This is a genomic window from Streptomyces sp. GESEQ-35, from assembly GCF_017948485.1.
GTDB lineage: Bacteria > Actinomycetota > Actinomycetes > Streptomycetales > Streptomycetaceae > Streptomyces.
Window position 1 is genome coordinate 177,959 of record NZ_JAFFSX010000008.1, and the last position, 18,155, is coordinate 196,113.

At 69.8% G+C, this 18,155-nt stretch carries 23 protein-coding genes and 1 pseudogene; 12 read left to right on the top strand and 12 right to left on the bottom strand.

Features of this window, described 5'->3' with window-relative positions:
• Positions 1 to 17 precede the first annotated feature (17 nt).
• Together KCH87_RS17965 and KCH87_RS17970 are read left to right on the top strand one after the other, a co-directional pair.
• Positions 18 to 839 (top strand): hypothetical protein, encoded by an 822-nt coding sequence (locus KCH87_RS17965; protein WP_210587128.1) that lies wholly within the window; start codon positions 18 to 20, stop codon positions 837 to 839.
• Positions 802 to 1,215 (top strand): hypothetical protein, encoded by a 414-nt coding sequence (locus tag KCH87_RS17970; protein ID WP_210587129.1) that lies wholly within the window; start codon positions 802 to 804, stop codon positions 1,213 to 1,215. Before KCH87_RS17965 ends, KCH87_RS17970 begins: the two co-directional genes overlap by 38 nt.
• Positions 1,216 to 1,416: 201 nt before the next feature.
• On the opposite strand, the pseudogene KCH87_RS17975 reads toward KCH87_RS17970, so the two are convergent.
• A pseudogene (locus tag KCH87_RS17975) lies at positions 1,417 to 1,545 on the bottom strand (DUF5999 family protein); the annotation flags it as partial.
• A 151-nt stretch (positions 1,546 to 1,696) separates the two neighbouring features.
• Between KCH87_RS17975 and KCH87_RS17980 the strand changes: the two are divergent.
• Positions 1,697 to 2,527 (top strand): pentapeptide repeat-containing protein, encoded by an 831-nt coding sequence (locus KCH87_RS17980; protein ID WP_210587131.1) that lies wholly within the window; start codon positions 1,697 to 1,699, stop codon positions 2,525 to 2,527.
• On the opposite strand, the gene KCH87_RS17985 is transcribed toward KCH87_RS17980, so the two are convergent.
• Positions 2,489 to 3,985: a cytochrome P450 gene (locus KCH87_RS17985; RefSeq protein ID WP_210587132.1), complete on the bottom strand. Its 1,497-nt coding sequence runs from the start codon at positions 3,983 to 3,985 to the stop codon at positions 2,489 to 2,491. The genes KCH87_RS17980 and KCH87_RS17985 overlap by 39 nt on opposite strands.
• 108 nt (positions 3,986 to 4,093) lie before the next feature.
• On the opposite strand from KCH87_RS17985, the gene KCH87_RS17990 reads away from it, so the two are divergent.
• Both KCH87_RS17990 and KCH87_RS17995 read left to right on the top strand, forming a co-directional pair.
• Positions 4,094 to 4,702, top strand: coding sequence for a TetR/AcrR family transcriptional regulator (locus tag KCH87_RS17990; protein WP_210587133.1), 609 nt, complete (start codon positions 4,094 to 4,096; stop codon positions 4,700 to 4,702).
• A 94-nt stretch (positions 4,703 to 4,796) separates the two neighbouring features.
• On the top strand, positions 4,797 to 5,522 hold the full coding sequence (locus KCH87_RS17995; protein ID WP_210587134.1) for a DUF2470 domain-containing protein: 726 nt from the start codon (positions 4,797 to 4,799) through the stop codon (positions 5,520 to 5,522).
• Here the strand turns inward: KCH87_RS17995 and KCH87_RS18000 are convergent.
• From KCH87_RS18000 to KCH87_RS18015, 4 genes are all read right to left on the bottom strand, one after another.
• The gene (locus KCH87_RS18000; protein ID WP_210587135.1) at positions 5,490 to 6,680 is read right to left on the bottom strand and encodes a lactonase family protein; all 1,191 of its coding nucleotides are present in this window, start codon (positions 6,678 to 6,680) and stop codon (positions 5,490 to 5,492) included. The two genes, KCH87_RS17995 and KCH87_RS18000, sit on opposite strands and share 33 nt — an antisense overlap.
• Before the next feature lie 98 nt (positions 6,681 to 6,778).
• Positions 6,779 to 7,819, bottom strand: coding sequence for a hypothetical protein (locus tag KCH87_RS18005; RefSeq protein WP_210587136.1), 1,041 nt, complete (start codon positions 7,817 to 7,819; stop codon positions 6,779 to 6,781).
• Between the two features lie 42 nt (positions 7,820 to 7,861).
• Entirely contained in the window at positions 7,862 to 9,118 is a 1,257-nt protein-coding gene (locus tag KCH87_RS18010) for an FUSC family protein (protein WP_210587137.1), read from the bottom strand.
• 214 nt (positions 9,119 to 9,332) lie between these two features.
• The gene (locus KCH87_RS18015) at positions 9,333 to 9,827 is read right to left on the bottom strand and encodes an FBP domain-containing protein (RefSeq protein WP_210587138.1); all 495 of its coding nucleotides are present in this window, start codon (positions 9,825 to 9,827) and stop codon (positions 9,333 to 9,335) included.
• Between the two features lie 131 nt (positions 9,828 to 9,958).
• On the opposite strand from KCH87_RS18015, the gene KCH87_RS18020 reads away from it, so the two are divergent.
• Positions 9,959 to 10,837, top strand: a complete 879-nt coding sequence (locus tag KCH87_RS18020; protein WP_308298852.1) for a DUF3626 domain-containing protein — start codon at positions 9,959 to 9,961, stop codon at positions 10,835 to 10,837.
• Here the strand turns inward: KCH87_RS18020 and KCH87_RS18025 are convergent.
• The 5 genes from KCH87_RS18025 to KCH87_RS18045 form a co-directional block, all read right to left on the bottom strand.
• Positions 10,762 to 11,448 (bottom strand): PAS domain-containing protein, encoded by a 687-nt coding sequence (locus tag KCH87_RS18025; RefSeq protein ID WP_210587303.1) that lies wholly within the window; start codon positions 11,446 to 11,448, stop codon positions 10,762 to 10,764. The two genes, KCH87_RS18020 and KCH87_RS18025, sit on opposite strands and share 76 nt — an antisense overlap.
• A 101-nt stretch (positions 11,449 to 11,549) precedes the next feature.
• Positions 11,550 to 12,203: a class I SAM-dependent methyltransferase gene (locus KCH87_RS18030; RefSeq protein ID WP_210587140.1), complete on the bottom strand. Its 654-nt coding sequence runs from the start codon at positions 12,201 to 12,203 to the stop codon at positions 11,550 to 11,552.
• Between the two features lie 80 nt (positions 12,204 to 12,283).
• Complete coding sequence (locus KCH87_RS18035; protein ID WP_210587141.1) at positions 12,284 to 12,784, bottom strand: hypothetical protein; 501 nt, start codon at positions 12,782 to 12,784, stop codon at positions 12,284 to 12,286.
• 295 nt (positions 12,785 to 13,079) lie between these two features.
• A complete protein-coding gene (locus KCH87_RS18040; RefSeq protein ID WP_210587142.1) occupies positions 13,080 to 13,307 on the bottom strand; it encodes a hypothetical protein in 228 nt (75 codons plus the stop codon).
• Complete coding sequence (locus KCH87_RS18045; RefSeq protein ID WP_210587143.1) at positions 13,304 to 13,693, bottom strand: DUF6415 family natural product biosynthesis protein; 390 nt, start codon at positions 13,691 to 13,693, stop codon at positions 13,304 to 13,306. Before KCH87_RS18045 ends, KCH87_RS18040 begins: the two co-directional genes overlap by 4 nt.
• Positions 13,694 to 13,902: 209 nt before the next feature.
• On the opposite strand from KCH87_RS18045, the gene KCH87_RS18050 reads away from it, so the two are divergent.
• The 5 genes from KCH87_RS18050 (at position 13,903) to KCH87_RS18070 (ending at position 16,654) form a co-directional block, all read left to right on the top strand.
• A complete protein-coding gene (locus tag KCH87_RS18050; RefSeq protein ID WP_210587144.1) occupies positions 13,903 to 14,163 on the top strand; it encodes a hypothetical protein in 261 nt (86 codons plus the stop codon).
• On the top strand, positions 14,135 to 14,662 hold the full coding sequence (locus tag KCH87_RS18055; protein WP_210587145.1) for a DUF6879 family protein: 528 nt from the start codon (positions 14,135 to 14,137) through the stop codon (positions 14,660 to 14,662). The genes KCH87_RS18050 and KCH87_RS18055 overlap by 29 nt, the downstream gene beginning before the upstream one ends.
• Positions 14,663 to 14,685: 23 nt before the next feature.
• Entirely contained in the window at positions 14,686 to 15,537 is an 852-nt protein-coding gene (locus tag KCH87_RS18060) for a helix-turn-helix transcriptional regulator (protein WP_210587146.1), read from the top strand.
• A gap of 25 nt (positions 15,538 to 15,562) precedes the next feature.
• A complete protein-coding gene (locus KCH87_RS18065) occupies positions 15,563 to 16,036 on the top strand; it encodes a hypothetical protein (RefSeq protein WP_210587147.1) in 474 nt (157 codons plus the stop codon).
• Positions 16,037 to 16,150: 114 nt separating this feature from the next.
• Positions 16,151 to 16,654 carry a hypothetical protein gene (locus tag KCH87_RS18070; RefSeq protein WP_210587148.1) on the top strand — a complete coding sequence of 168 codons (504 nt, stop codon included), beginning with the start codon at positions 16,151 to 16,153 and terminating at the stop codon, positions 16,652 to 16,654.
• A 755-nt stretch (positions 16,655 to 17,409) separates the two neighbouring features.
• Here KCH87_RS18070 and KCH87_RS18075 read toward each other — a convergent pair.
• Positions 17,410 to 17,598: a hypothetical protein gene (locus KCH87_RS18075; protein WP_210587149.1), complete on the bottom strand. Its 189-nt coding sequence runs from the start codon at positions 17,596 to 17,598 to the stop codon at positions 17,410 to 17,412.
• A gap of 81 nt (positions 17,599 to 17,679) precedes the next feature.
• Here KCH87_RS18075 and KCH87_RS18080 point away from each other — a divergent pair, with 81 nt between their 5' ends.
• Positions 17,680 to 17,943: a hypothetical protein gene (locus KCH87_RS18080; protein ID WP_210587150.1), complete on the top strand. Its 264-nt coding sequence runs from the start codon at positions 17,680 to 17,682 to the stop codon at positions 17,941 to 17,943.
• Positions 17,944 to 18,155: the final 212 nt, after the last annotated feature.

Consider the following 18,155-nt stretch of genomic DNA (forward strand, 5'->3'; position numbering starts at 1 on the left):
GCACTGAGAGGTGAGCAATGGCCGCACCACCGCAACGTCACGGCGCCCGAGCCGCACGCGTCGAACGCGCGGCGAAGATGTACCGGCTGAGCAATGCCGGTCTGACGGAACGTGAAATCGCCAGGGAAGTCGGCCTGTCGCCCGGCCGCACTCACGAGATCCTCGTCAAGGAGTACGCGGCGCACGTCGGTCCCCCCGGTGGCGAGTACGTCGACCGCCGGGAGGGAGAGCTGATCGCGCTTCACCGGGTGGCGTACGCGATCGCCGTCAGTCCGGCGACCGACCACGAGACCAGGCTGAAGGCGATCGACCGCTGCCTGAGGATCAATGAGAGCAGGCGCAAGCTGAGGGGCGCCGACGCCCCGGAGGCGATGACGGTCATGCTGGCACGGCGCGACCACCAGGAGGCCGTGATCACAAGCGAGGCGATCATCGCCGCGCTCGACTCGCTCAGCCTGCCGCCGGACCGGCGGGACCATGCCCTCAAGGTCGCCGGGGCTGTGCTGGAGGGCGGCGAGGTGCCCGCGCCGATGTCATCGGGGATCACCGCCGTGCCCTATGTCGACGACGCGACCGGGACCATGTTCATCGACGGTCCCGGCGGTCTGCGCTACCGGGTCGCGGGCGTCGAGACTCAGCCGGGCGAGGCCGTCGACCGTGCCGAGCTACTGCCCGCCCGGTCGACGACCGGCGGCGGCCTGTCTGCCCACTTCGGCAAGGGCGAGGCCGCCCCCGATGTGATCATTGAAGAGCTCGACCTCATTGAGGCCGAGTATGCCGATCTTCTGGAGGAGGTCGATGATGACGAACCTGAAGGCGATCAAACGCCGTCTGCGTGAGCTGAGGGCCGACCCCGGCGCCGAGGGAGCGACGGGCGAGGCGCAGCGGCTGATCGGTGAGCTCGCCAGGGCGCGACAGGCGAGGGACGTTGGCGACATGGAGCGTCCGGCGTCCCGCAGGACGGCACCGAGGCAAGAACGCGAAGACGGAGGCAGCGGCGACCACGTCATTCCGTCACAGGATGGAATGCCCGCCCCGGAGCCGACACCGCCCGTCATGGTCGGCAACGACGACGTCTCCGGCTGGCCGCCCGAGCTGCGCGCACGGGCCCGGCGATCGTCACTCAGCCGGTCAGTCACCGGCGAGGCCGACGATGACCTGCACGGGTACGGCCTGAAGAACGATCTCAAGCGGATCTCTCACTGGCGGTGGTGACGCTCTGAGCTGTGCAAACGCGCCACCGACTGGGGACGGAGGCACGCCCCTGGCATTCGCAGGCCGTGGCCGTCACCGACCTTGGAGTCTCTAAGATCACCCTTCGCGCGATCAAGCTTGCCTGCATGACTATGCAGCGCGCTGAGCTGCACAAACGCGTCTGGCATTCCCAGGTGAATAAGTGTGTCCTGGCTAAATCTTTGTGTCGTCGAAGACGATGGTGCCGTTGCACAGCAGGCTCCAGCCCTGTTCGGGGTGGGCCGAGACGATCACGGCGGAGTGGTGGTCCACGCTGTCGGCGGTGGGGCACTGGGGCTGATGGCTGCACATGATGACGTCTCTCCTCGATCCGTTGGCTCCTGCCTCGTCGGCTCGTATCTCTTTGGTAGCCGAGGCTGTTTTCTGTTGTATGTGGAGACCCCCACAGCGCGAAAAATTCATCGGTGAGGTTTCCTTCCGGGGCGGACATTAGGCTGGTCGTATGGAAGATCAACCCGGCGACCTCGTCGACCTGCGCGGAGACTGCGAGAACTGCTTCGGGCTGTGCTGTGTCGCGCTGCCCTTCACCGCCTCCGCGGACTTCGCCATCGACAAGGACGCCGGGACGCCCTGCCGGAACCTTCAGGATGACCACCGCTGCGGGATCCATGCCCGCCTCCGGCAGCAGGGCTTCACCGGCTGCACGGTCTACGACTGCTTCGGCGCCGGGCAGAAGGTCTCCCAGGTCACCTTCGGCGGACAGGACTGGCGCACGGGCCCGCGCGAGCAGGCCCGGCGGATGTTCGACGTGTTCCCGGTGGTCCGCCAGCTCCACGAACTGCTCTGGTACCTGACCGAGGCCCTCACCCTGCCCGCCGCCCGCACCGTCCACGCCGATCTGCGCCGGGCCCTGGAGCGGACCGAGGAGCTGACGCGCCTGACCCCGGAGGAACTCGGCGCGCTGGACGTCGGCGCCCACCGGCAGGACGTCAACGCGCTGCTGCTGCGGACCAGTGAACTGGTGCGGGCGGGCACGCGGGGCCGCAAGAAGGACCGCCGGGGCGCGGACCTCATGGGCGCCCGTCTCAAGGGCGCCGACCTGCGCGGCGTCAGCCTCCGCGGCGCCTATCTCATCGCCGCCGACCTGACCGGCGCCGACCTGCGCGGTGCGGATCTGATCGGTGCCGACCTGCGCGACACCGACCTCACCGACGCCGACCTGACCGGTGCCTTCTTCCTGACCCAGCCTCAGCTGAACGCGGCCAGGGGCAGCGCCGGCACCAGGCTGCCGGGGTCACTCACCCGCCCCGCGCACTGGGCAGGGAGCCTCTGAGCGAGCGGCCGGCACAGCCGTGTGCCGCCGCTCCAGGTGCAGCCGCAGCCCCTCCGGCATCAGTGTCAGCCGCTCGGTCACCCGCAGCCGGTACTCCGGGTCGGCCCGCAGTTCGTAGCGGCGCAGCAGCAGCCCCAGCACCAGCGTCGCCTCGTGCAGCGCGAACTGGCGGCCGATGCACGCCCGCGCCCCGGTCCCGAACGGCTTGAAGGTGTGGGCAGGACGTGCCCGTACGGCCGTGGCGTCGAAGCGGTCCGGGTCGAAGCGCTCGGCGTCGGCGCCCCACACCTCGGGTTCGCGGTGGAGCATCGGTATGAGGACCAGCGCCCAGGCCCCCCGGCGCATCGGATGGTCGCCGGCCAGCACCGTGTCCTCCCGGGCCTCCCGGGCGTACGCGGGCGCCGTCGGCCACAGCCGCAGCGACTCGTCCAGCACCCGGCGCACATACCGCAGCCTGGCCACCTGGTCGTAGCCCGGCGCCTCCGTGTCGCCCCAGACGCGGTCCACCTCGGCGCGGGCGCGGGCCGCGACCTCGGGGTGCCGGGAGAGGTAGTGCAGGGCGAAGGAGAGCGCGCCGGACGTGGTCTCGTGGCCCGCCACCAGGAAGGTGATCACCTGACGGCGGACGTTCTCCGGCGACAGCCGCTCGCCGGTCTCCGGATGGGCCGTCTCCAGCATCCGGTCCAGCAGATCCCCGTCGCCGCTCGACGTACGACGGGCGCGGACGATGTCGTCGACCGTGCGGTTGAGGACGTCCATGTCGGCGTCGTTGCGCCGGGAGGCGCGCTTCAGCAGCAGCGGAGCCAGCGGCGGCGGCACTCTGTTGAGGCGCTGGGCGTAGGAGAGCGTGCCCACCATCGCCGTCACGAAGGGGTGCGGCCGGGACCGCTCGAAGGAGCCGAAGTCGTGCCCGAACCCGGTGCGCGCGATGGTCTCCAGCGTCAGCTTCGTCATGTCCCCGGGCACGTCCACCGCCCGGCCCGCCGCAAGTTGACGGTCCCAGTGATCGGTGAGCTGCCCGGCCACGTCCAGCATCATCGGGTGGTAGCCCGCCATGGCCTCCCGGCTGAAGCCCGGCGCCAGGACGTCGTGCGCCAGCTGCCAGTTGGGCTCGTGGTTGTACGCCGTGAACAGCCCGTCCCCGACGATCGGCCGCAGGTTGGCGATGCCGAGGCCCACATGCTTGGCGAAGCGCGACTCGTCGGACATGTCGGCGGTGAGGTCGGCGCCCCACACGAACACGATCTCGTTGGCGAACGCCTTGCGCCGGAAGATCGGCCCCAACTGCCGGGCGTAGCGCAGGGAATCCTGCAAGGGCTTGGTCCTGCTGGCGCCGACCACATCGCCGAGCAGCGGGAGCCGGTGCGGCGGGTACGGTATGCGGTGCAGCTCCGGCCAGCCCTGCTCGGCGCTGCGGAATCCCTTCGGCATCGCGGCCCCGGTCGTCGTCTCCGCCATGACGCGATCTCCCTTGGTCCAGCGGTGAGTTGAGCGTGTTGTACGTGGGTTCAACAACGCGAACCAGTCTGATCCCGCTATTGAACCGGCGTCAAGTAAAGTGCGGACATGACCGCGAAACAGGGCGGGCCGATACGCCGCCGGCTGAGCACCGAGGAGCGCAGGGATCAACTGCTCACGGTCGGGGCGCGGTTGTTCTCGGACAGTCCGTACGACGACGTGTGGATCGAGCAGGTCGCCGAGATCGCCGGAGTCTCGCGCGGGCTGCTCTACCACTACTTCCCGACGAAACGTGACTTCTTCGCGGCGGTCGTGGAGCGGGAGAGCGAGCGGATGCTGCGGATGACCGCGGCGGTGCCCGGAGTTCCGGTGCGTGAGCAGCTGGCGGCCAGTCTCGACACGTATCTGGAGTACGTCCAGGCCCATGCGCACGGCTTTCGTGCCTTCCACCGGGCCGACGCGGCGGGGGATCAGGCCGTGCGCAGGATCTACCAGCGGGCCCTGGGGGCCCATGAACTCCAGATCCTGGCGGTGCTCGCCGAGGATCCCGAGTTCGGCCCCGTGGCGCGGGCGCGCCCCGACACCCAACTCGCCGTCCGTGGCTGGCTGGCGTTCACGACGTCCGTCTGTCTGGAGTGGCTGCGGGGCTCGGACCTTTCGCGGGAGCAAGTGCGCGACCTGTGTGCACGGGCTCTGCTGGGTGTGCTCACCCCCTGAATTCTGATAACTGCCGCACAGGTTCGGCTGTGCTGGTTGGCGTGCGCCCCGATCTTGGGTAAGTTAGGCAAGGCTTACCTAAGGAGGTTTTGGGATGGGTGACAGCCAATCCTGGACGGCCGCGCCTGCCGCGGCGGAACGGGCCCGTTCGCTGCTGGCCACCGCGTGGTCCTGCGCGGTGACCGCGGACGGCGGCCGCGAGGAGTTCGTCGGCGCGCACTCCGTGGACGAGGACGGCCGGGTGCTCCTACAGGTGCCCGAGGACAGCGCGCTGCTCGCGACGGCGATCTGCGCGCCCCGCGGCGAGCCGTCCGCCGTCCTGGAGTTCGCCGACGTCGCGCCCGTCCCGGTACGCAACCGGATCCGCGCCCGGCTCTGGCTCGCCGGATGGTTCTCCTCCGCGGACGACCATCTCGCGTTCCACGCCACGCGCGTCGTGCTGCGGCAGCCCTCGGGCGCCGTGGTCGTCGACCTCGACGAGTTCGCCGCCGCAGCACCCGACCCGCTGGCCACGGCGGAGTCCCGGCTGCTGACGCACCTCGCCGACTGCCACGCCGACGCGGTCGAGCGGCTCACCCGGCTCGTCGAGCCCGAGAGCCTGCACGGCGCGGTGAAGGTCCAGCCCCTCGCCGTCGACCGGCACGGACTGACGTTGCGCATCGAGCGCAACCGCGCCCACGGCGACGTACGACTGCCGTTCCACCGGCCCGCCGACGATGTCGCGCAACTCACCGAGCGCATGCACATCCTGCTCTCGCAGGCCAGCGCGGCCCAGTGCCCCAGGGCGCTACAGCGGCAGCGCACAGACGGCGACGGGTGAGGCGAACGGCTCGCCAGCGAGCCGCAGTTCACCGCTGCCGGCGTCCACCTGGAACACGCTCACCGTGCTCGACTTCTGGTTCGCCGCGAACAGCAGAGTCCCGTCCGGCGAGAGGGCGATCTGCCGGGGGAAGTCACCGGATACCGGCATCGTGTCCAGCAACCTGAGCCGGGCACCGTCGGCCTCCACCGCGTAGCGCGCGAGGGTGTTGTGGCCACGGTTGGCGAGATAGGCGTACGAGCCGTTCGGCGTCACCACGATCTGCGCCGGGTAGCTGGTGCCCTCGCCGGTGCCCGTGGACTGCGGCTCGCCGATGGTCAGGCGCCCGGAGGCGGCGTCGTATCCGCACACCGCGACCGTGTTGTCGACCTCGTTGGCCAGGTAGGCGTACCGGCCGCCGGGGTGGAAGGTGAGGTGCCGGGGGCCCGCGCCGGCACGGGTGTGGGCCTGGGACACCTCGGTGAGGGTGCCTGCGCGGTCGTCGAGGCGATAGGTGTAGACGGTGTCCGTGCCGAGGTCGACGGCGAGGACATGGCCGCCGTCGGGGCTCGTGACGAACTGGTGGGCGTGCGGGCCGTCCTGGCCCGGGCCCGGTGCCGGGCTCGTGTGGGTGACCAGTTCGGTGCGCTCGCCGAGTGCGCCGGAGTCGTCGATCGGGTGCACGGCCACACTGCCGGAGGCGTAGTTGGCGCTCAGCAGCCACCGCCCGCCGGGATGCACCGAGAGATGGCAGGGAGCCCCGCCGCCGGTGCTCCGGCTGCCCAGGATCTTGCGGTCGGACAGCCGGACGGCGGTCACGGCACCGTCCTCGCGTTCGGTGACGGCGTACAGCGTGTCGGCGTTCGGATGGAGCGCGAGATACGACGGGTCGCCGACGCTCTCGATGGTTCCCGCGCCCGTGATCAGGCCCGTGGCGGCGTCGTAGGTCGCGAGGCCGATGCCCTTGCCGCCGCCGTCGACCGAGGTGTACGTGCCGAGATACAGCGGGCGGGGGCCGGAGGGCTTGGCGGCCTCGCGCGGTGTGCTCGCCGTCGTCTCGGAGGCTGTCGCGTCCGCCGCGGGCGCCGGAGCGTCGTTGCACGCCGGGAGCGCCACCGCGGCGGCCGTTCCTGTGAGGGCACCGACGAATCGGCGCCTGCTCAAGCCACCACTGCCCATGTCCACACCCCAGGTAGTCGGTCGTCCCGACAGCCACCCTGGCGTGGAACACCCACCACGTGCAACAACGGCACCGTCCGTTGCGCAGGCCGCAACGCCTACCAGTCGCCGTCCTCCACCGGTTTGCCCGGCACGTCCTTGAGGGGCTTCACCTGGCCCGGCGACGGCTCCTCCCAGGGTTCGTGGTCGTCACCGATCCAGTCGCCCACCGGCTTCACCGCATCCAGGGTGTCCGTCGGGGCCAGGTCCTCCGCGTCCTGGTCGTAGTAGTCGAACCACGGGAGCCCCGCGCGCGTGTACGCCGCCCGGTCCACAGGTGACGGCGGCGGGGCCTCACCGGTGATGCGGCGCCACTGAGGAGGCGTGACCAGGTGGACGAAGACCCGCCCGGCCGACTCCTCGGCCCAGTCCGTCGAGGGCCGGTCGTCCTGGTAGACCTCCTGGCGCATGGAGCCACCGACGCCCAGCCCCATCTCCGCGGCGGGCCGCGCACGCCCTGCCGCGGCGGCGCCGGGTGCCGGGGGTGCGGACATAGGCATCGCGGCGCCGAAGCCCCCGGCCGCCTTCATGGACCGCGCCTCACGCTCGGCCCTGAGCCGCTGCTCCTCGCGCCACACGGCCAGCGCTCCGTCGACCAGCGGGAACGACTGAAGTTGTACGCCGCCCCAGACCTCCTCGCCGGTGACCTGGCCCTCGACGGTCGCGCCCATGCCCAGCGGCACCGCCACGAACTGGCGGACCGTGCCCTTCCCGGAATTGATGCCGTCGAGCCAGGGCTGGCGGGGCAGCACGACGTAGTTCTGGGGGTTGCGGGAGAGCCGGTCGCTCCACGGCCTGCCCGAGACGGCGCACACCTTGCCGACGCCGACCTGAAGGGCGGCCGGCTCCGTGGTGCCCGCGAAGCTCAGCCACATCGCCTCGCGCAGATACACCGGCAGCAGCACGCCGCCGCGCGAGCGCCACTGCTCGGGCACGGTGTCCGGGTAGTCCGCGACGCGCCGGACCGGGAACTCGCCGAGTCCCGGCGGCAGCGCGTGCGTGCCCGTCTCGGGCAGCCGCAGGGTGCGGATGAACCGCACCGCCGCCCCGCCCGGCAGGCGCAGTGTGTTCCCGTCGATCCGCACGGTCGTGTCGGCCATCGCCCGCTCCCCTAGGTCCGGTCGTCGAATTCCCGGCGCCCCCTACCGAGAACGCCCGTCCATCCCGGTACGGTTCCGCCACAGCTGCTCCTGGACGCCCATACGTTCGCGCAGCCGGGTCAGGCGCGGCATCCGCACGCGCTGATCCTGGGACACGCGGTCCAGTTCCTCCAGCAGACGACGCGAGCGGTTCTCGGTGTCGAGCTCGTCGAGGATGCGGTTCACCTCGGTCAGGACGGCGCCGAGCAGTTGCCAGTGCCGGGCCTCGCGCTCGGCCTCCTCGCGCAGCAGCTGGGCCAGCTTGTCGCGGGTCGCCGCCGCGGTCTGCAGCTCGGCGGCGAGCCGGGCCTCCGCCGACTCGGCGTTGGCGCTGACGCTGGTGGTGACCAGTACCGCGAAGCTGACCACGGCGTTGGCGATCTCGGCCAGCAGCTGCTGCACCGCGGCACCCGTCGGCGGCGCGAACAGCGGCTCGGGGTCGCGCTCCTTCGCCAGGTCCGTGAGGGTGCGCGCGAGCACTCGCAGGACGACCGTGCAGATCTCCAGCGTGTCGAGGCCGGTCCGCAGCACGACCCGGTGCAACAGGCCCTCACGCACGCGTGGGTTGAGCCGCAGGCTGTCCTCGGCCTGCCGCAGGGCCGCGTCCACCTCGACGATTTCGTGGTCGAGCCGGCGGGCCTCGTGGAGCCGCGCCGCAGCCTGCTCGACCGGGGTACGGCCGGCCGCCTCCTCACCCATGTTCAGCATCAGCTGCCGCAGCCTGCGGGCGAGGCCCTCGATGGACTCACCCGCCTGGCCGACCCACACCGGCGGCGCCAGCAGCAGGTTGAAGCCGAGGCCGACGACCGCGCCGATGAGCGTCTCCACCACCCGCGCCCACGCCGTGTCCCCGACGGTCGTCACCCCGAGGACCAGCATCGCGCTGATCGCGACCTCGGGGACGTACTCGTTGACCCGCACCAGGTGCCCCACGGCCAGCGAGGCGAGGATCAGCAGGGCGAGACTCCACCAGGTCAGTCCCACCAGCAGGCTGAAGGCGATGGCCACGAGAACCCCGGCCACCACGGAGTTGACCCGGCGGATGCCGTTGGTGAGGGTGGCGTAGAGGGTGACCTGGACGACCAGCAGCGCGGTCAGGGGCGCGGTGAGCGGCAGCGCCTCGGGGCTCAGGCGCAGCGCGATGACGTAGGCGATCGTCGCCGCGGCGGCCGAGCGCAGCGTCTGGACGACGACGGGGTCCCGGCGCTGCTTCCTCACCAGGCGCTCGAAGGACGCCGTCTGCTCACGTACATCTCGCATCGCTTGGGATCTTCCCTTCCTCAGGCGCATCGAACGTACTGAGGAAAACCCCCGCTGTCGCGCTGCGGATGTCCGGGCAAGGGTGGCCATCTGCCCCGTCGATCGTCTGCGGCGCCGTCGTGGCTGGTTGCGCCCGCGCGGCGGAGTCGCATATTGATACAGCCTCGCGCCCCTCAGGGCGCGGCCGAACCGCAGTGGACTTCGCCCGACCCGTCTAGACGTACAGCTTGTCGAGGAAGGCGGACAGATTGACCGTGGTGCGGGCGATCTGTTCGTCCACGGTCAGGCTCTCCTCGATACGGATCCCGGACTGCGGGATCTTCTTGCCGCGCACGTAGAGGGAACAGGCGAGATCGGTGCACATGTAGACGCCGACGGAGTTCCCCTCGCGGCCCGCCGTTCCCGCTTTGCGGGCCGTCATCAGGGAGACGCCGCCTCCCGGGTGGGTCGTCAGGCACAGCGAGCACATGCTGCGGTGCAGGAAGCCGCGTTGCGAGGACGGGAACCTCAGGGTCACGCCGGTGAGCTGTCCTGCCCGCTCGGTGACCAGATAGCTGCGATCGGGTGCCCCCGGATCACGCCAGCCGAGGAAGTCCAGGTCGCCCCAGGGGCGTTCTTCGAGGTCCCGGGGTATGGCCAGCCGCTTGGCCTCGCCCTTGGAGCAGTTGATAAATGAGTTGCGGATGTCCTGCTCGGTGAGTGATCTCATGGGAGTCTCCTGGGGATTACCGGCTGCCTAGGGGGATTAGGTTTTAGCCTAGGGTAGATAGCCCGGGGGAGGGGAAGCCAGTGCATTTCCGGGACGTCGAGTCACCGCGGGCACGCGCGGCACTGGGGCACGTGGGGGGCCGCTCCGCCGGACCGGCCGTCGACCAGGATCTGCGTATCACGCTCAACTTCCACCCGGACCGGCTGGTCGGCGGGGTCCCGATTCTCGTGGCGCTGGCTCAGGACGGTACCTACCACTCGCAGTTCGTCACGGGAGTGAGCAACGGCGGCCTCACCGCGCATCCGGGCGGCGACCGCTGGCGCTGGGAGAGCCGGATCTTCGGCGGAGCCTACGACGACGCGTCCCCGCACGACCGGCCCGTCTACGGCGCCCTGAACTTCCGGCACCAGGTGGTGGGCGCGGCCCCACGGTTCGGGTCCTCGCACTTCCGGCTCACCGCGGCGACCCTGGCCTGCGCCACCTTCTGCTACCCCGACAGCGCGGCCGAGCCCACCGACTTCGGCGTGGCCACCGGCATGTCCCTGATCGCACTGGCCGAGGCGGACCGGCGGGACGCCCTCAACGACTACATCGAGGCGCAGGTCCACGGCGGCGTCGCCCTCGCCCACGACGTGGAGGCGCTCGTCCTGGACGCGGCCTACCGGGGCACCGCTGTCGAGGCGGCGGCCCGCTCGCTGCCCTGTCCGGTCGAATGGCACCCCGGCTACCGGCTCACCGTGGCCGAATTGCGAAGCCATGCGGACTACCGAGGCCCGGAGTACGCCGACCTGGGCGCCCGGATCGCCGACGACGGCCGCCTCGACCCGCGGATCATCGGCGACGCGGCCCGCACGGGACGCCATGAACTCCAGGACCTGAAGATGGTGTGGCACACCCTCGCCTGCTTCGGCGCCCCGGAGGGAGCCGGTACGGCCTACTCCGGCGCGGCCGAGTCCGGCGTGGCCGGCGTCGGCGGCCACACCCCGGGAGTGAGCACGCCCAGTGCGTAGGCGCGGGCGACCAGTTCGGTGCGGTTCGCCGCGTTCCAGCGGGCGGACAGCCGGCGCAGGTGATAGTTGACGCCGTCGACGGTGAGGCCGGTCTCACGGGCGGCGTGGGCCGTGGTGGCGCCCGCCGCCAGCAGGGCCAGGATGCGGGCCTCGATCGGCGCGACCCGGACGGGGGTGTCCGAGCCGGCCTCGCGTTCGCCGAGGACGCGCAGCATCACCAGCAGCGCGGGCGTGTCCTCCGAGGTGTCGCTCACCGGATCCGCCGTCAGCTCCCCGTACCGCTCGCCGCCGCCGGGCGCCTGCCAGCGCACCGAGACCTGATAGCGCGACCGGTGCCGCAGCCGCAGCGCCTGCGCGATCCGCTCCACCTGCGTCGCCTCCTGCGGCCGGAACAGCTCCAGCACGTCACGGCCGCGCAGCCGCCCCGGGGCCGTACCGCACTCCGTGGCCATCGCCGGATTGGCCAGCAGCACGGAACCGTACACATCGCACACCGCGACGGGCACCGAGACCCGGTCGAACAGCAACAGCGCGCGATTGCGCCACACCACCCCTTCCGCGTGAGCCAGGTCCACCAGCACCTCCAGCCTTTCCGTGCAAGGCCGATTCATGTCCATGCACTACAGAGAAGGATTGTGGGGCAAGGGCAGCAGCCGTTGGCGCGGAGCGGCTCCAGCCGGGTCGGGCGTCTCCTGGCTGGAGCCGGTCGTCGTCAGATATGGGCAGACACGATGAGCGTGCCGATGTGCCCCGGCTTGGGCGCCTCGAATACATCCGCCTTGGCCATGGAGAACCCGGCCCGGGTCAGCAGACGTTCCCAGACTGCGGGCCGGTAGCTGTAGCGGTAGGTGAACATGGCCTTCCCTGCGAACCCGCCCTTGTACATGCCCTGCGGCCCGTAGGCCCCGGGGATCGCCGGGGGCTGCGAGAAGACGAAGACACCGCCGGGGTTCAGCCGTTGCCGTACGAGAGGGAAGAGACGCCCGGGATCGGTGAACCAGGCCGCACCAAAGATCGAGTAGACGGCGTCGTACGTGTCCTCGCACTCCGCCAGGTGTTCCAGGACTTCGGCGTGGCTGAACACGGCCCCGGTGCATGCCCACTTCTCGCTGGTCCTCTTGACCATGACCGGTGAGAGGTCCACGCCGTGCGCGGTGGCGCCCTGCTCGGCCAGGTGCGCGAGCGCGCGGCCAGTGCCGCAACCGAGCTCCAGCACCTTGTGCGGGTCACCGAGAAGTTCCGGGCCGGGGCCGTGGCCGGCGTACTGGGTCCAGCAGAAGGTGGGCTCGGCGTCGTCCTTGAACGCGGATTCGGCGTATGCGTCCCACAGTTCGGTCTCGGCGGCGATGTCGTGTGGTACGGGCACGGCGCGTTCCTTCGGGTAGTCGGGATGCGGGAGCCCCCGCCCTCGGGGAGATGGGAGGGCGGGGGCCGACTGTAGCGAGGTCAGTGGCTGTCGGGGACCTTGTCGTCGCACGGGGAGCAGTCCGCGCCGTCGATGGCCCACAGTTCCTCGTCGATCGGCCAGCCCTGGCTCTTCAGGAAGTCGCCGGTGCGCATGCACAGGCCGTCTCGGCGGCGCTCGATGAACGGGGCGTGGTGCTTGAACCTGCCGCCGTTGTAAAGGCGGCAGATGCCCCACCAGACAGGCGTGTCGAGGATCAGTTGGTGCACGCCGAAGTCGACGAGTTTGCCGACGCCGAGGTGAACGTCGGGGTTCTCGATGGAGCCCATGACGTACATGACGGCGTTGCCGAGGATCCGTTCGGCCATGTCGCGGACCATGGTGTGGTCGCGGAGCAGGAGGGCGACTTCGCGGTCCCACAGGCTCATGCCGGAGTCGAAGACGTTGACGGTCAGCTCGGTGATGTGTGGTGCGACCGCTTCGAGCAGTTCCTGCGGGTCGCGTGCGCGGGTTGCGGCGGGACGATCTAACGCGATGGTCACGTTGTTCCTCCTGTTGCGGACGGTTGCCTCCGGTCGGAGGCGATGAGCCAACCCGCCCTTTCGGGGGGCAGGGCGGGCTGCACCCGTACCCGGCGTGCCGTCCCGCCGGGGACGGGTCTACCAACTGGTCTTGGTGTACGGATGCCAGTGCCCGCCATTGCCGTCCCGCGGGGGATGCCCGGGGGCTCGGTGCAGTGGACGTGGGTGCGCCGGTGCTCGGCCCAGCAATACCAGGCTGCTCGTCCTGCGGGCGTCTCGGAGCGCCCGATGATGGCGCTGCGCTCGGTCTCGGCGGTCATGGACTGTGCTCCCCCGTCCGGCGGTGCAGGGCGCGCGCGACCAGGACGCGCGCTAGGATGCGGACCCCGTCGGGGTCCGGCTCGACGAGGTGGGCGTGCTCGCGGTGTGCCCACACCGTCCAGCCCGGGTCGGACATCCCCAGCTCGTGGGCGACGGCCACTGCGTCATCCGGGTCCGCTATCAGGCCGTCGCAGTAGCGGCACACGTGCAGAGTGGCAGTCACGGGCGGCAGCTCAGCGTCTCGTAGTGGTCGCACAGCGCACTCAGGGACCGGGCCAGGCGCCGGGCATGGGCGACACCGGCATCGAGCCCGGCGAGGGGCGGGACGGACATCTTCCGGCGGGCCTCGCCCACGCAGGCCATCGCGCAGTACGACTGCACGTCCTTGAACCGCGAGCCCGCGGCCCGCTCCACCTCAGGGACGAGCAACTCAATGTGGCCACGCAGGGCGAGGGTGAGCGTGTCGACCTCGTCGGCGGCCGGTGGCAAGGCCTCCGGGCCGTCATCGGGCCCGAGGAGACGGAGCGCGTTTCCTCGCATCGTCGCCAGATCCGGAGGGGCCTGATCGCGCTCTTCGACGGTCGGTGAGTGGGCTGTAGCTTGGGCCATGTCGGCGCTCCTCAGCAGCGTTGGCCGCGCCCCGGGAGGTCTCATCCTCGCCGGGGTCTTGTTGTAACTCCCGACGCTAGAAGCGCAGGCTGCACGACCTCCAGGAATGTGCACGCATGTACACGCGTCTTGTTTATGGTCTTGACCTGCCAACACCCACGAACGACCGTGGTGTACATCCCTGAACACGAAGAGCAGCGGAGGCGATTGTGGACCTACAGTTCATCGGGATCGACCCCAACACCGGCGACGGCGAAAGCCCCACCGTGTGGGTCGACCAGGAGAAGCAGGAACTCGTGCTCCAGGGCTGGAAGCCGGGTCCGGAACTTGAAGCGGCGTGTGCGCAGTTCGAGGCGCCCGGCCACGCGGTGGGGATCCCGGACCACGAGGCCGTGATCCGTATCCCCGCCAGGATGGTGCACATGATCAGGGAGGCCTGCGATGCCGTCGAGCGTGCCGACGTTTCCTGAACTGCTCGGCTCGGCAACGAGCACGGCCGTCCATCTGGAGATGCGCGACAGCTACGCCGTCGACTACGAGAAGGGGCCGTTCGCCGACTGGCGGGCTGGTTTCCGCCACGACATCGCGGACCGGGCGTCCTGGTGGCGTCCGTGGCTCGACCTGATCCAGGAGACCGTGGGCCGCGGCGTCGTCGTCCGCCGGGCCCGCATCGTCTCCGAGCCGGTCAGCGAATACACCCGCTTCCTGTACGACGGCACCTTCACCAACGTCGCCGCGGGCGAACAGGTGCGCTGGCTTGCTCGCCGCAGTGCTTCAGACATCGCCCTGCCGGGAAACGACTTCTGGCTGATCGATGGCCGGCTGATCCGGTGGAACCACTTCACCGGCGAAGGCGCGTCCGGAGGCGGGGAGATCAGCGATGATCCGGCCGCGGTGAAGCTGTGCGCCGACGCCTTCGAAGCGGTGTGGGCGCGTGCCGTACCGCACGACCAGTACGAGATCAGCTAGAACGGAAGGCGCACGCCCAGCTCATGCCCATTTCTCCCTCGTCCTCGGCGCAGGCCGCCCGAAAAGCAGTAGCCGGGCGGCTGAAGGAACTTCGAGCCGACGCCGGGATCACCGGCCCCGAGCTGGCCGCGCGCTGCGGCTGGAGCCACCCGAAGACGTACCGGATCGAGGCTGCCCGCACGCCGCCGTCAGCTGACGACATCCGTCGTTGGTGCGAGGCGTGCGGCGCCGTGGGCCAGGCCGAGGACATCATCGCCCAGTCCCGCACCGCCGAGTCCATGTACACGGAATGGCGACGCAAGGTACGCACTGGCCTCAAGCAACTCCAGAACAGCTACGTGCACTTGTTCCAGTCCACGCAGCTCTTCCGCGTCTACTCGCCCACGCTCGTGCCCGGCCTGCTCCAGACCGAGGGATACGCGACGGGCCTGCTTTCCTCGATCACAGAGTTCCGCGACATCCCCAACGACGTCGCGGAAGCCGTAGCCGCGAGGCTGGAACGATCCCGGATCCTGCACGAACCCGGGCACCACTTCGTGATGGTCATCGAAGAGCCGGTCCTCTACTACCGACTGGGCGACAGCGATGCCATGGCCGCACAGCTCGGCTACCTGCTCACCGCTGGCGCGCTGCCGTCGGTGTCGCTGGGCATCATCCCCAGCGCGACCGAGGAACGCGCCATGTGGCCACAGGAGTTGTTCCACGTGTACGACGACGCGCTTGTGTCGGTGGAGCTGCTGTCGGCGCGCATCCAAGTCACCCAGCCCTCGGAGATCACCCTGTACGTGAAGGCGTTCGAGCAGCTGCGCGGCATGGCCGTGTATGGGGCCGACGCGCGGGCGCTGATCGTGAACGCCATCGACGCGCTGCACTGACCACGTGCAGGGCTACCCTCCCGGCATGACCACCGCTGCCGTGACCCTCGCCTTGATAGCCGCCGCCCTGGAGATCTGGGGCATCTGGCGGACCATCAAGGACATCTGTACGGCACGCCAGCGTCTGGCGTCGTATCTGGATTTTCCGCGCACCGTGTACGGGTCGGCTCACGGCCTCTTTGGCGGCTTGAGGATGACGGCCACTGGGACGGTGCACGGTCAGACGCTGGAGCAGCGCATCCAGGCTCTGGAGGCGGCACAGCGCGGTCTGCGTGACGAACTCGACCGTCGGGAAGAGAGGGCGAGGGAGCGCCTCAGGAACGAGTTCCAAGGCGCCCTGAAGGCTTCCGAGAAGACCATCGACGACCAGGTCACGAAGCTGCGGGGATACGTCGTGGGCGATGGTCAGACGTCCCGGACCAGGGCGTACCGGGGGCCGATCGTGTTGGGCATCGGCATCGTGGTCGGTCTGGTCGGCAACATCTTCTCCAGCCTCTGATCGCAGAGATCAGGCAAGGGTGGAACCGCATAGAGGATGCGGTGTGTCGGCTGTGAGGGTTCAACTAGGGGATGGCACCCGTGTGGCACTCGTGGGGATCTGGCGGGAGATGAAATGGACTGGGGAGACGCACCAAGTGCGGCCGCCGCGCTGGTGGCGGTGGTGGCGGCCGTCTTCAGCGGCATTGCCCTGAAGCACAGCCGAGAGTCAGCGGCCGCAGCCAAGCAGTCCGCGGCATCGTCGGACCGGTCTGCCGTAGCGGCAGAACGCTCGGCGACGGCAGACGAGGCCGCTCTCGCCGAGATGAGGCGTGAGGCGCAGGAGCGGCGGGATGCTGAGGCCGAGGTGCAGCGACCCAAGCCTGAGCTGCGGGTGGACTGGATCGCCGGAGTGCGGTACATCGTGCGGAACGGAGGCACAGGTCCCGCGGTCAATGTGGCGACCGTCCGGGCAGGCGAGCCAGACCAGTGCCGCGACCTGCCGAGCGGTGTGACGATCGGTCCCGGCGAGGGCCACGAGTTCATCATCCTCACCGCGATGGGTCTGCCTATCCCGACGTCGATTCACGTGACGTGGGACGGGCAGGCCACGCCCGTGGCATTGCCGGTGCCGCAGTGATGTCCGGCGCCACACGTTGCGTGCGCCGGTCGACGGGCAGTCGAAGACAGGCGGCGACGAACGAGGGCCGCGACTACATCGGCCCCCGGCGACCGCCGAAGGATCTGGTCTTCTTACAGGTTGGGCACCGGTAGCGCCCGGGTTCGATGCGCACGAGCAGCAGACATTCGCACGTAGCTGCACGCGGGCTTGGCGGAACGGCGGTCGGGAGCCCCGATCCCATCCGCTCCCACACGATGATTTCAGGAGTCGGCGGGGGCACTGGTTTGGTCGGACCCCAATACAATTCGTAGACCGGCAGTTCGGGCTGCTGGTCTCGTCCTGTCAGAGGGCCGAACTTGATTGCCGGATCCCCTTTGTCGGCTAGCTCCATGGTTGCCCCTCCCCGCTATCGGCATACGCCGGAGGGGTACATGCCGCAACGGTCGGGGCACAACGGCTTGAGCCCGATTGCGGGGAGGGAACCAGGCCGAGGGAGGCAGAACCCCCCGTTCCCCGCCTTCCGGGGTGTGCTTCTCTCGCCTCCCTGACTGCCATTTTCGCAGGTCATGTACAGGGAGGTTGGGTAGGGAGAACGCCCTCAGTCCTCGGCGCCTCCCTCGTCGTCCAGGGTGTCGTCGTCGCGGGCGGCGATGGCATCGAGGACGCGGTCGAGCCGTTCGTTGTCGAGTCCAGCTTCATCGAGTGGCGAGGCGGCAGCGGGAAGCGTGGGAGCACTGAACGCGAGAGCGCCCGCCCTATGCAGGCTGGCGGCCCTACTCAGGGGCGTACTCGAAGACGGTCCGCGAACTCCCATTGATTTCCATCGTCTCGCTGGTCCGGCGGTAGCGCTCGGTTTTCCCAGTGGCGCCGTTCTGGAACCACAGGTATTCATGGTCGTCATCGGCTGCCAGCGTTGGGGCGAGCCCGTCGTTGGGGCCGCCCCTGAAGTACAAATCAGCCATGCACCCATGGTGCACGCCGGAGCGGATGACGCATACCGGGCGGCGGGCGCTGCTGTCGGTCAGGCGTGCCACGATGCGTCCATGAGCAACGGATACCCGACTGAGTTGACTCTGCTGGGGATCGAGATCATGACTGCGTGGGCCGCGAGCCAGTCTGAGAACGACTTCATGGGTGAGCGGCTCGAAGCGCTGAAGCGAGATCTGGAAGACCCGACGAACGAGATCATCACCGCCCTCACGAACCTGTCGGCTCACCTGCTGAAGCTGCGCCACCAAGAGCAGGGCGCGAGTTTCGCCGAGACCCTGCAACTCCTCGCCTCGTACGTCAACAACCAGGAGCAATGAGGGCGTACGACAATGGCCCCGCCCCCCGGTGAGGGGCGGGGCCACGTTGGCGGTGCGGTCAGCGCGCGCCGGCCTGGTGGGTGCGTCGCCATGCGTTGTGTGTTCCGGCCGTCGCGCAGCCGTCGGCGGTCCGCACTCGTTGGATGAGCTGCACACGACGGCGGGTGTGCTGCTGCGCCGTGGCGCGCAGGAGGGGCGCCAACTCGTCGCCG

Excerpts from the sequence above, each read along its gene's own strand:
- KCH87_RS17965 (WP_210587128.1), top strand. The coding sequence starts at position 18 with ATGGCCGCACCACCGCAACGTCACGGCGCCCGAGCCGCACGCGTCGAA.
- KCH87_RS17970 (WP_210587129.1), top strand. The coding sequence starts at position 802 with ATGACGAACCTGAAGGCGATCAAACGCCGTCTGCGTGAGCTGAGGGCC.
- KCH87_RS17980 (WP_210587131.1), top strand. The coding sequence starts at position 1,697 with ATGGAAGATCAACCCGGCGACCTCGTCGACCTGCGCGGAGACTGCGAG.
- KCH87_RS17985 (WP_210587132.1), bottom strand. The coding sequence starts at position 3,985 with ATGGCGGAGACGACGACCGGGGCCGCGATGCCGAAGGGATTCCGCAGC.
- KCH87_RS17990 (WP_210587133.1), top strand. The coding sequence starts at position 4,094 with ATGACCGCGAAACAGGGCGGGCCGATACGCCGCCGGCTGAGCACCGAG.
- KCH87_RS17995 (WP_210587134.1), top strand. The coding sequence starts at position 4,797 with ATGGGTGACAGCCAATCCTGGACGGCCGCGCCTGCCGCGGCGGAACGG.
- KCH87_RS18000 (WP_210587135.1), bottom strand. The coding sequence starts at position 6,680 with ATGGGCAGTGGTGGCTTGAGCAGGCGCCGATTCGTCGGTGCCCTCACA.
- KCH87_RS18005 (WP_210587136.1), bottom strand. The coding sequence starts at position 7,819 with ATGGCCGACACGACCGTGCGGATCGACGGGAACACACTGCGCCTGCCG.
- KCH87_RS18010 (WP_210587137.1), bottom strand. The coding sequence starts at position 9,118 with ATGCGAGATGTACGTGAGCAGACGGCGTCCTTCGAGCGCCTGGTGAGG.
- KCH87_RS18015 (WP_210587138.1), bottom strand. The coding sequence starts at position 9,827 with ATGAGATCACTCACCGAGCAGGACATCCGCAACTCATTTATCAACTGC.
- KCH87_RS18025 (WP_210587303.1), bottom strand. The coding sequence starts at position 11,448 with ATGAATCGGCCTTGCACGGAAAGGCTGGAGGTGCTGGTGGACCTGGCT.
- KCH87_RS18045 (WP_210587143.1), bottom strand. The coding sequence starts at position 13,693 with ATGGCCCAAGCTACAGCCCACTCACCGACCGTCGAAGAGCGCGATCAG.
- KCH87_RS18055 (WP_210587145.1), top strand. The coding sequence starts at position 14,135 with ATGCCGTCGAGCGTGCCGACGTTTCCTGAACTGCTCGGCTCGGCAACG.
- KCH87_RS18060 (WP_210587146.1), top strand. The coding sequence starts at position 14,686 with ATGCCCATTTCTCCCTCGTCCTCGGCGCAGGCCGCCCGAAAAGCAGTA.
- KCH87_RS18065 (WP_210587147.1), top strand. The coding sequence starts at position 15,563 with ATGACCACCGCTGCCGTGACCCTCGCCTTGATAGCCGCCGCCCTGGAG.
- KCH87_RS18070 (WP_210587148.1), top strand. The coding sequence starts at position 16,151 with ATGGACTGGGGAGACGCACCAAGTGCGGCCGCCGCGCTGGTGGCGGTG.
- KCH87_RS18075 (WP_210587149.1), bottom strand. The coding sequence starts at position 17,598 with ATGGCTGATTTGTACTTCAGGGGCGGCCCCAACGACGGGCTCGCCCCA.
- KCH87_RS18080 (WP_210587150.1), top strand. The coding sequence starts at position 17,680 with ATGAGCAACGGATACCCGACTGAGTTGACTCTGCTGGGGATCGAGATC.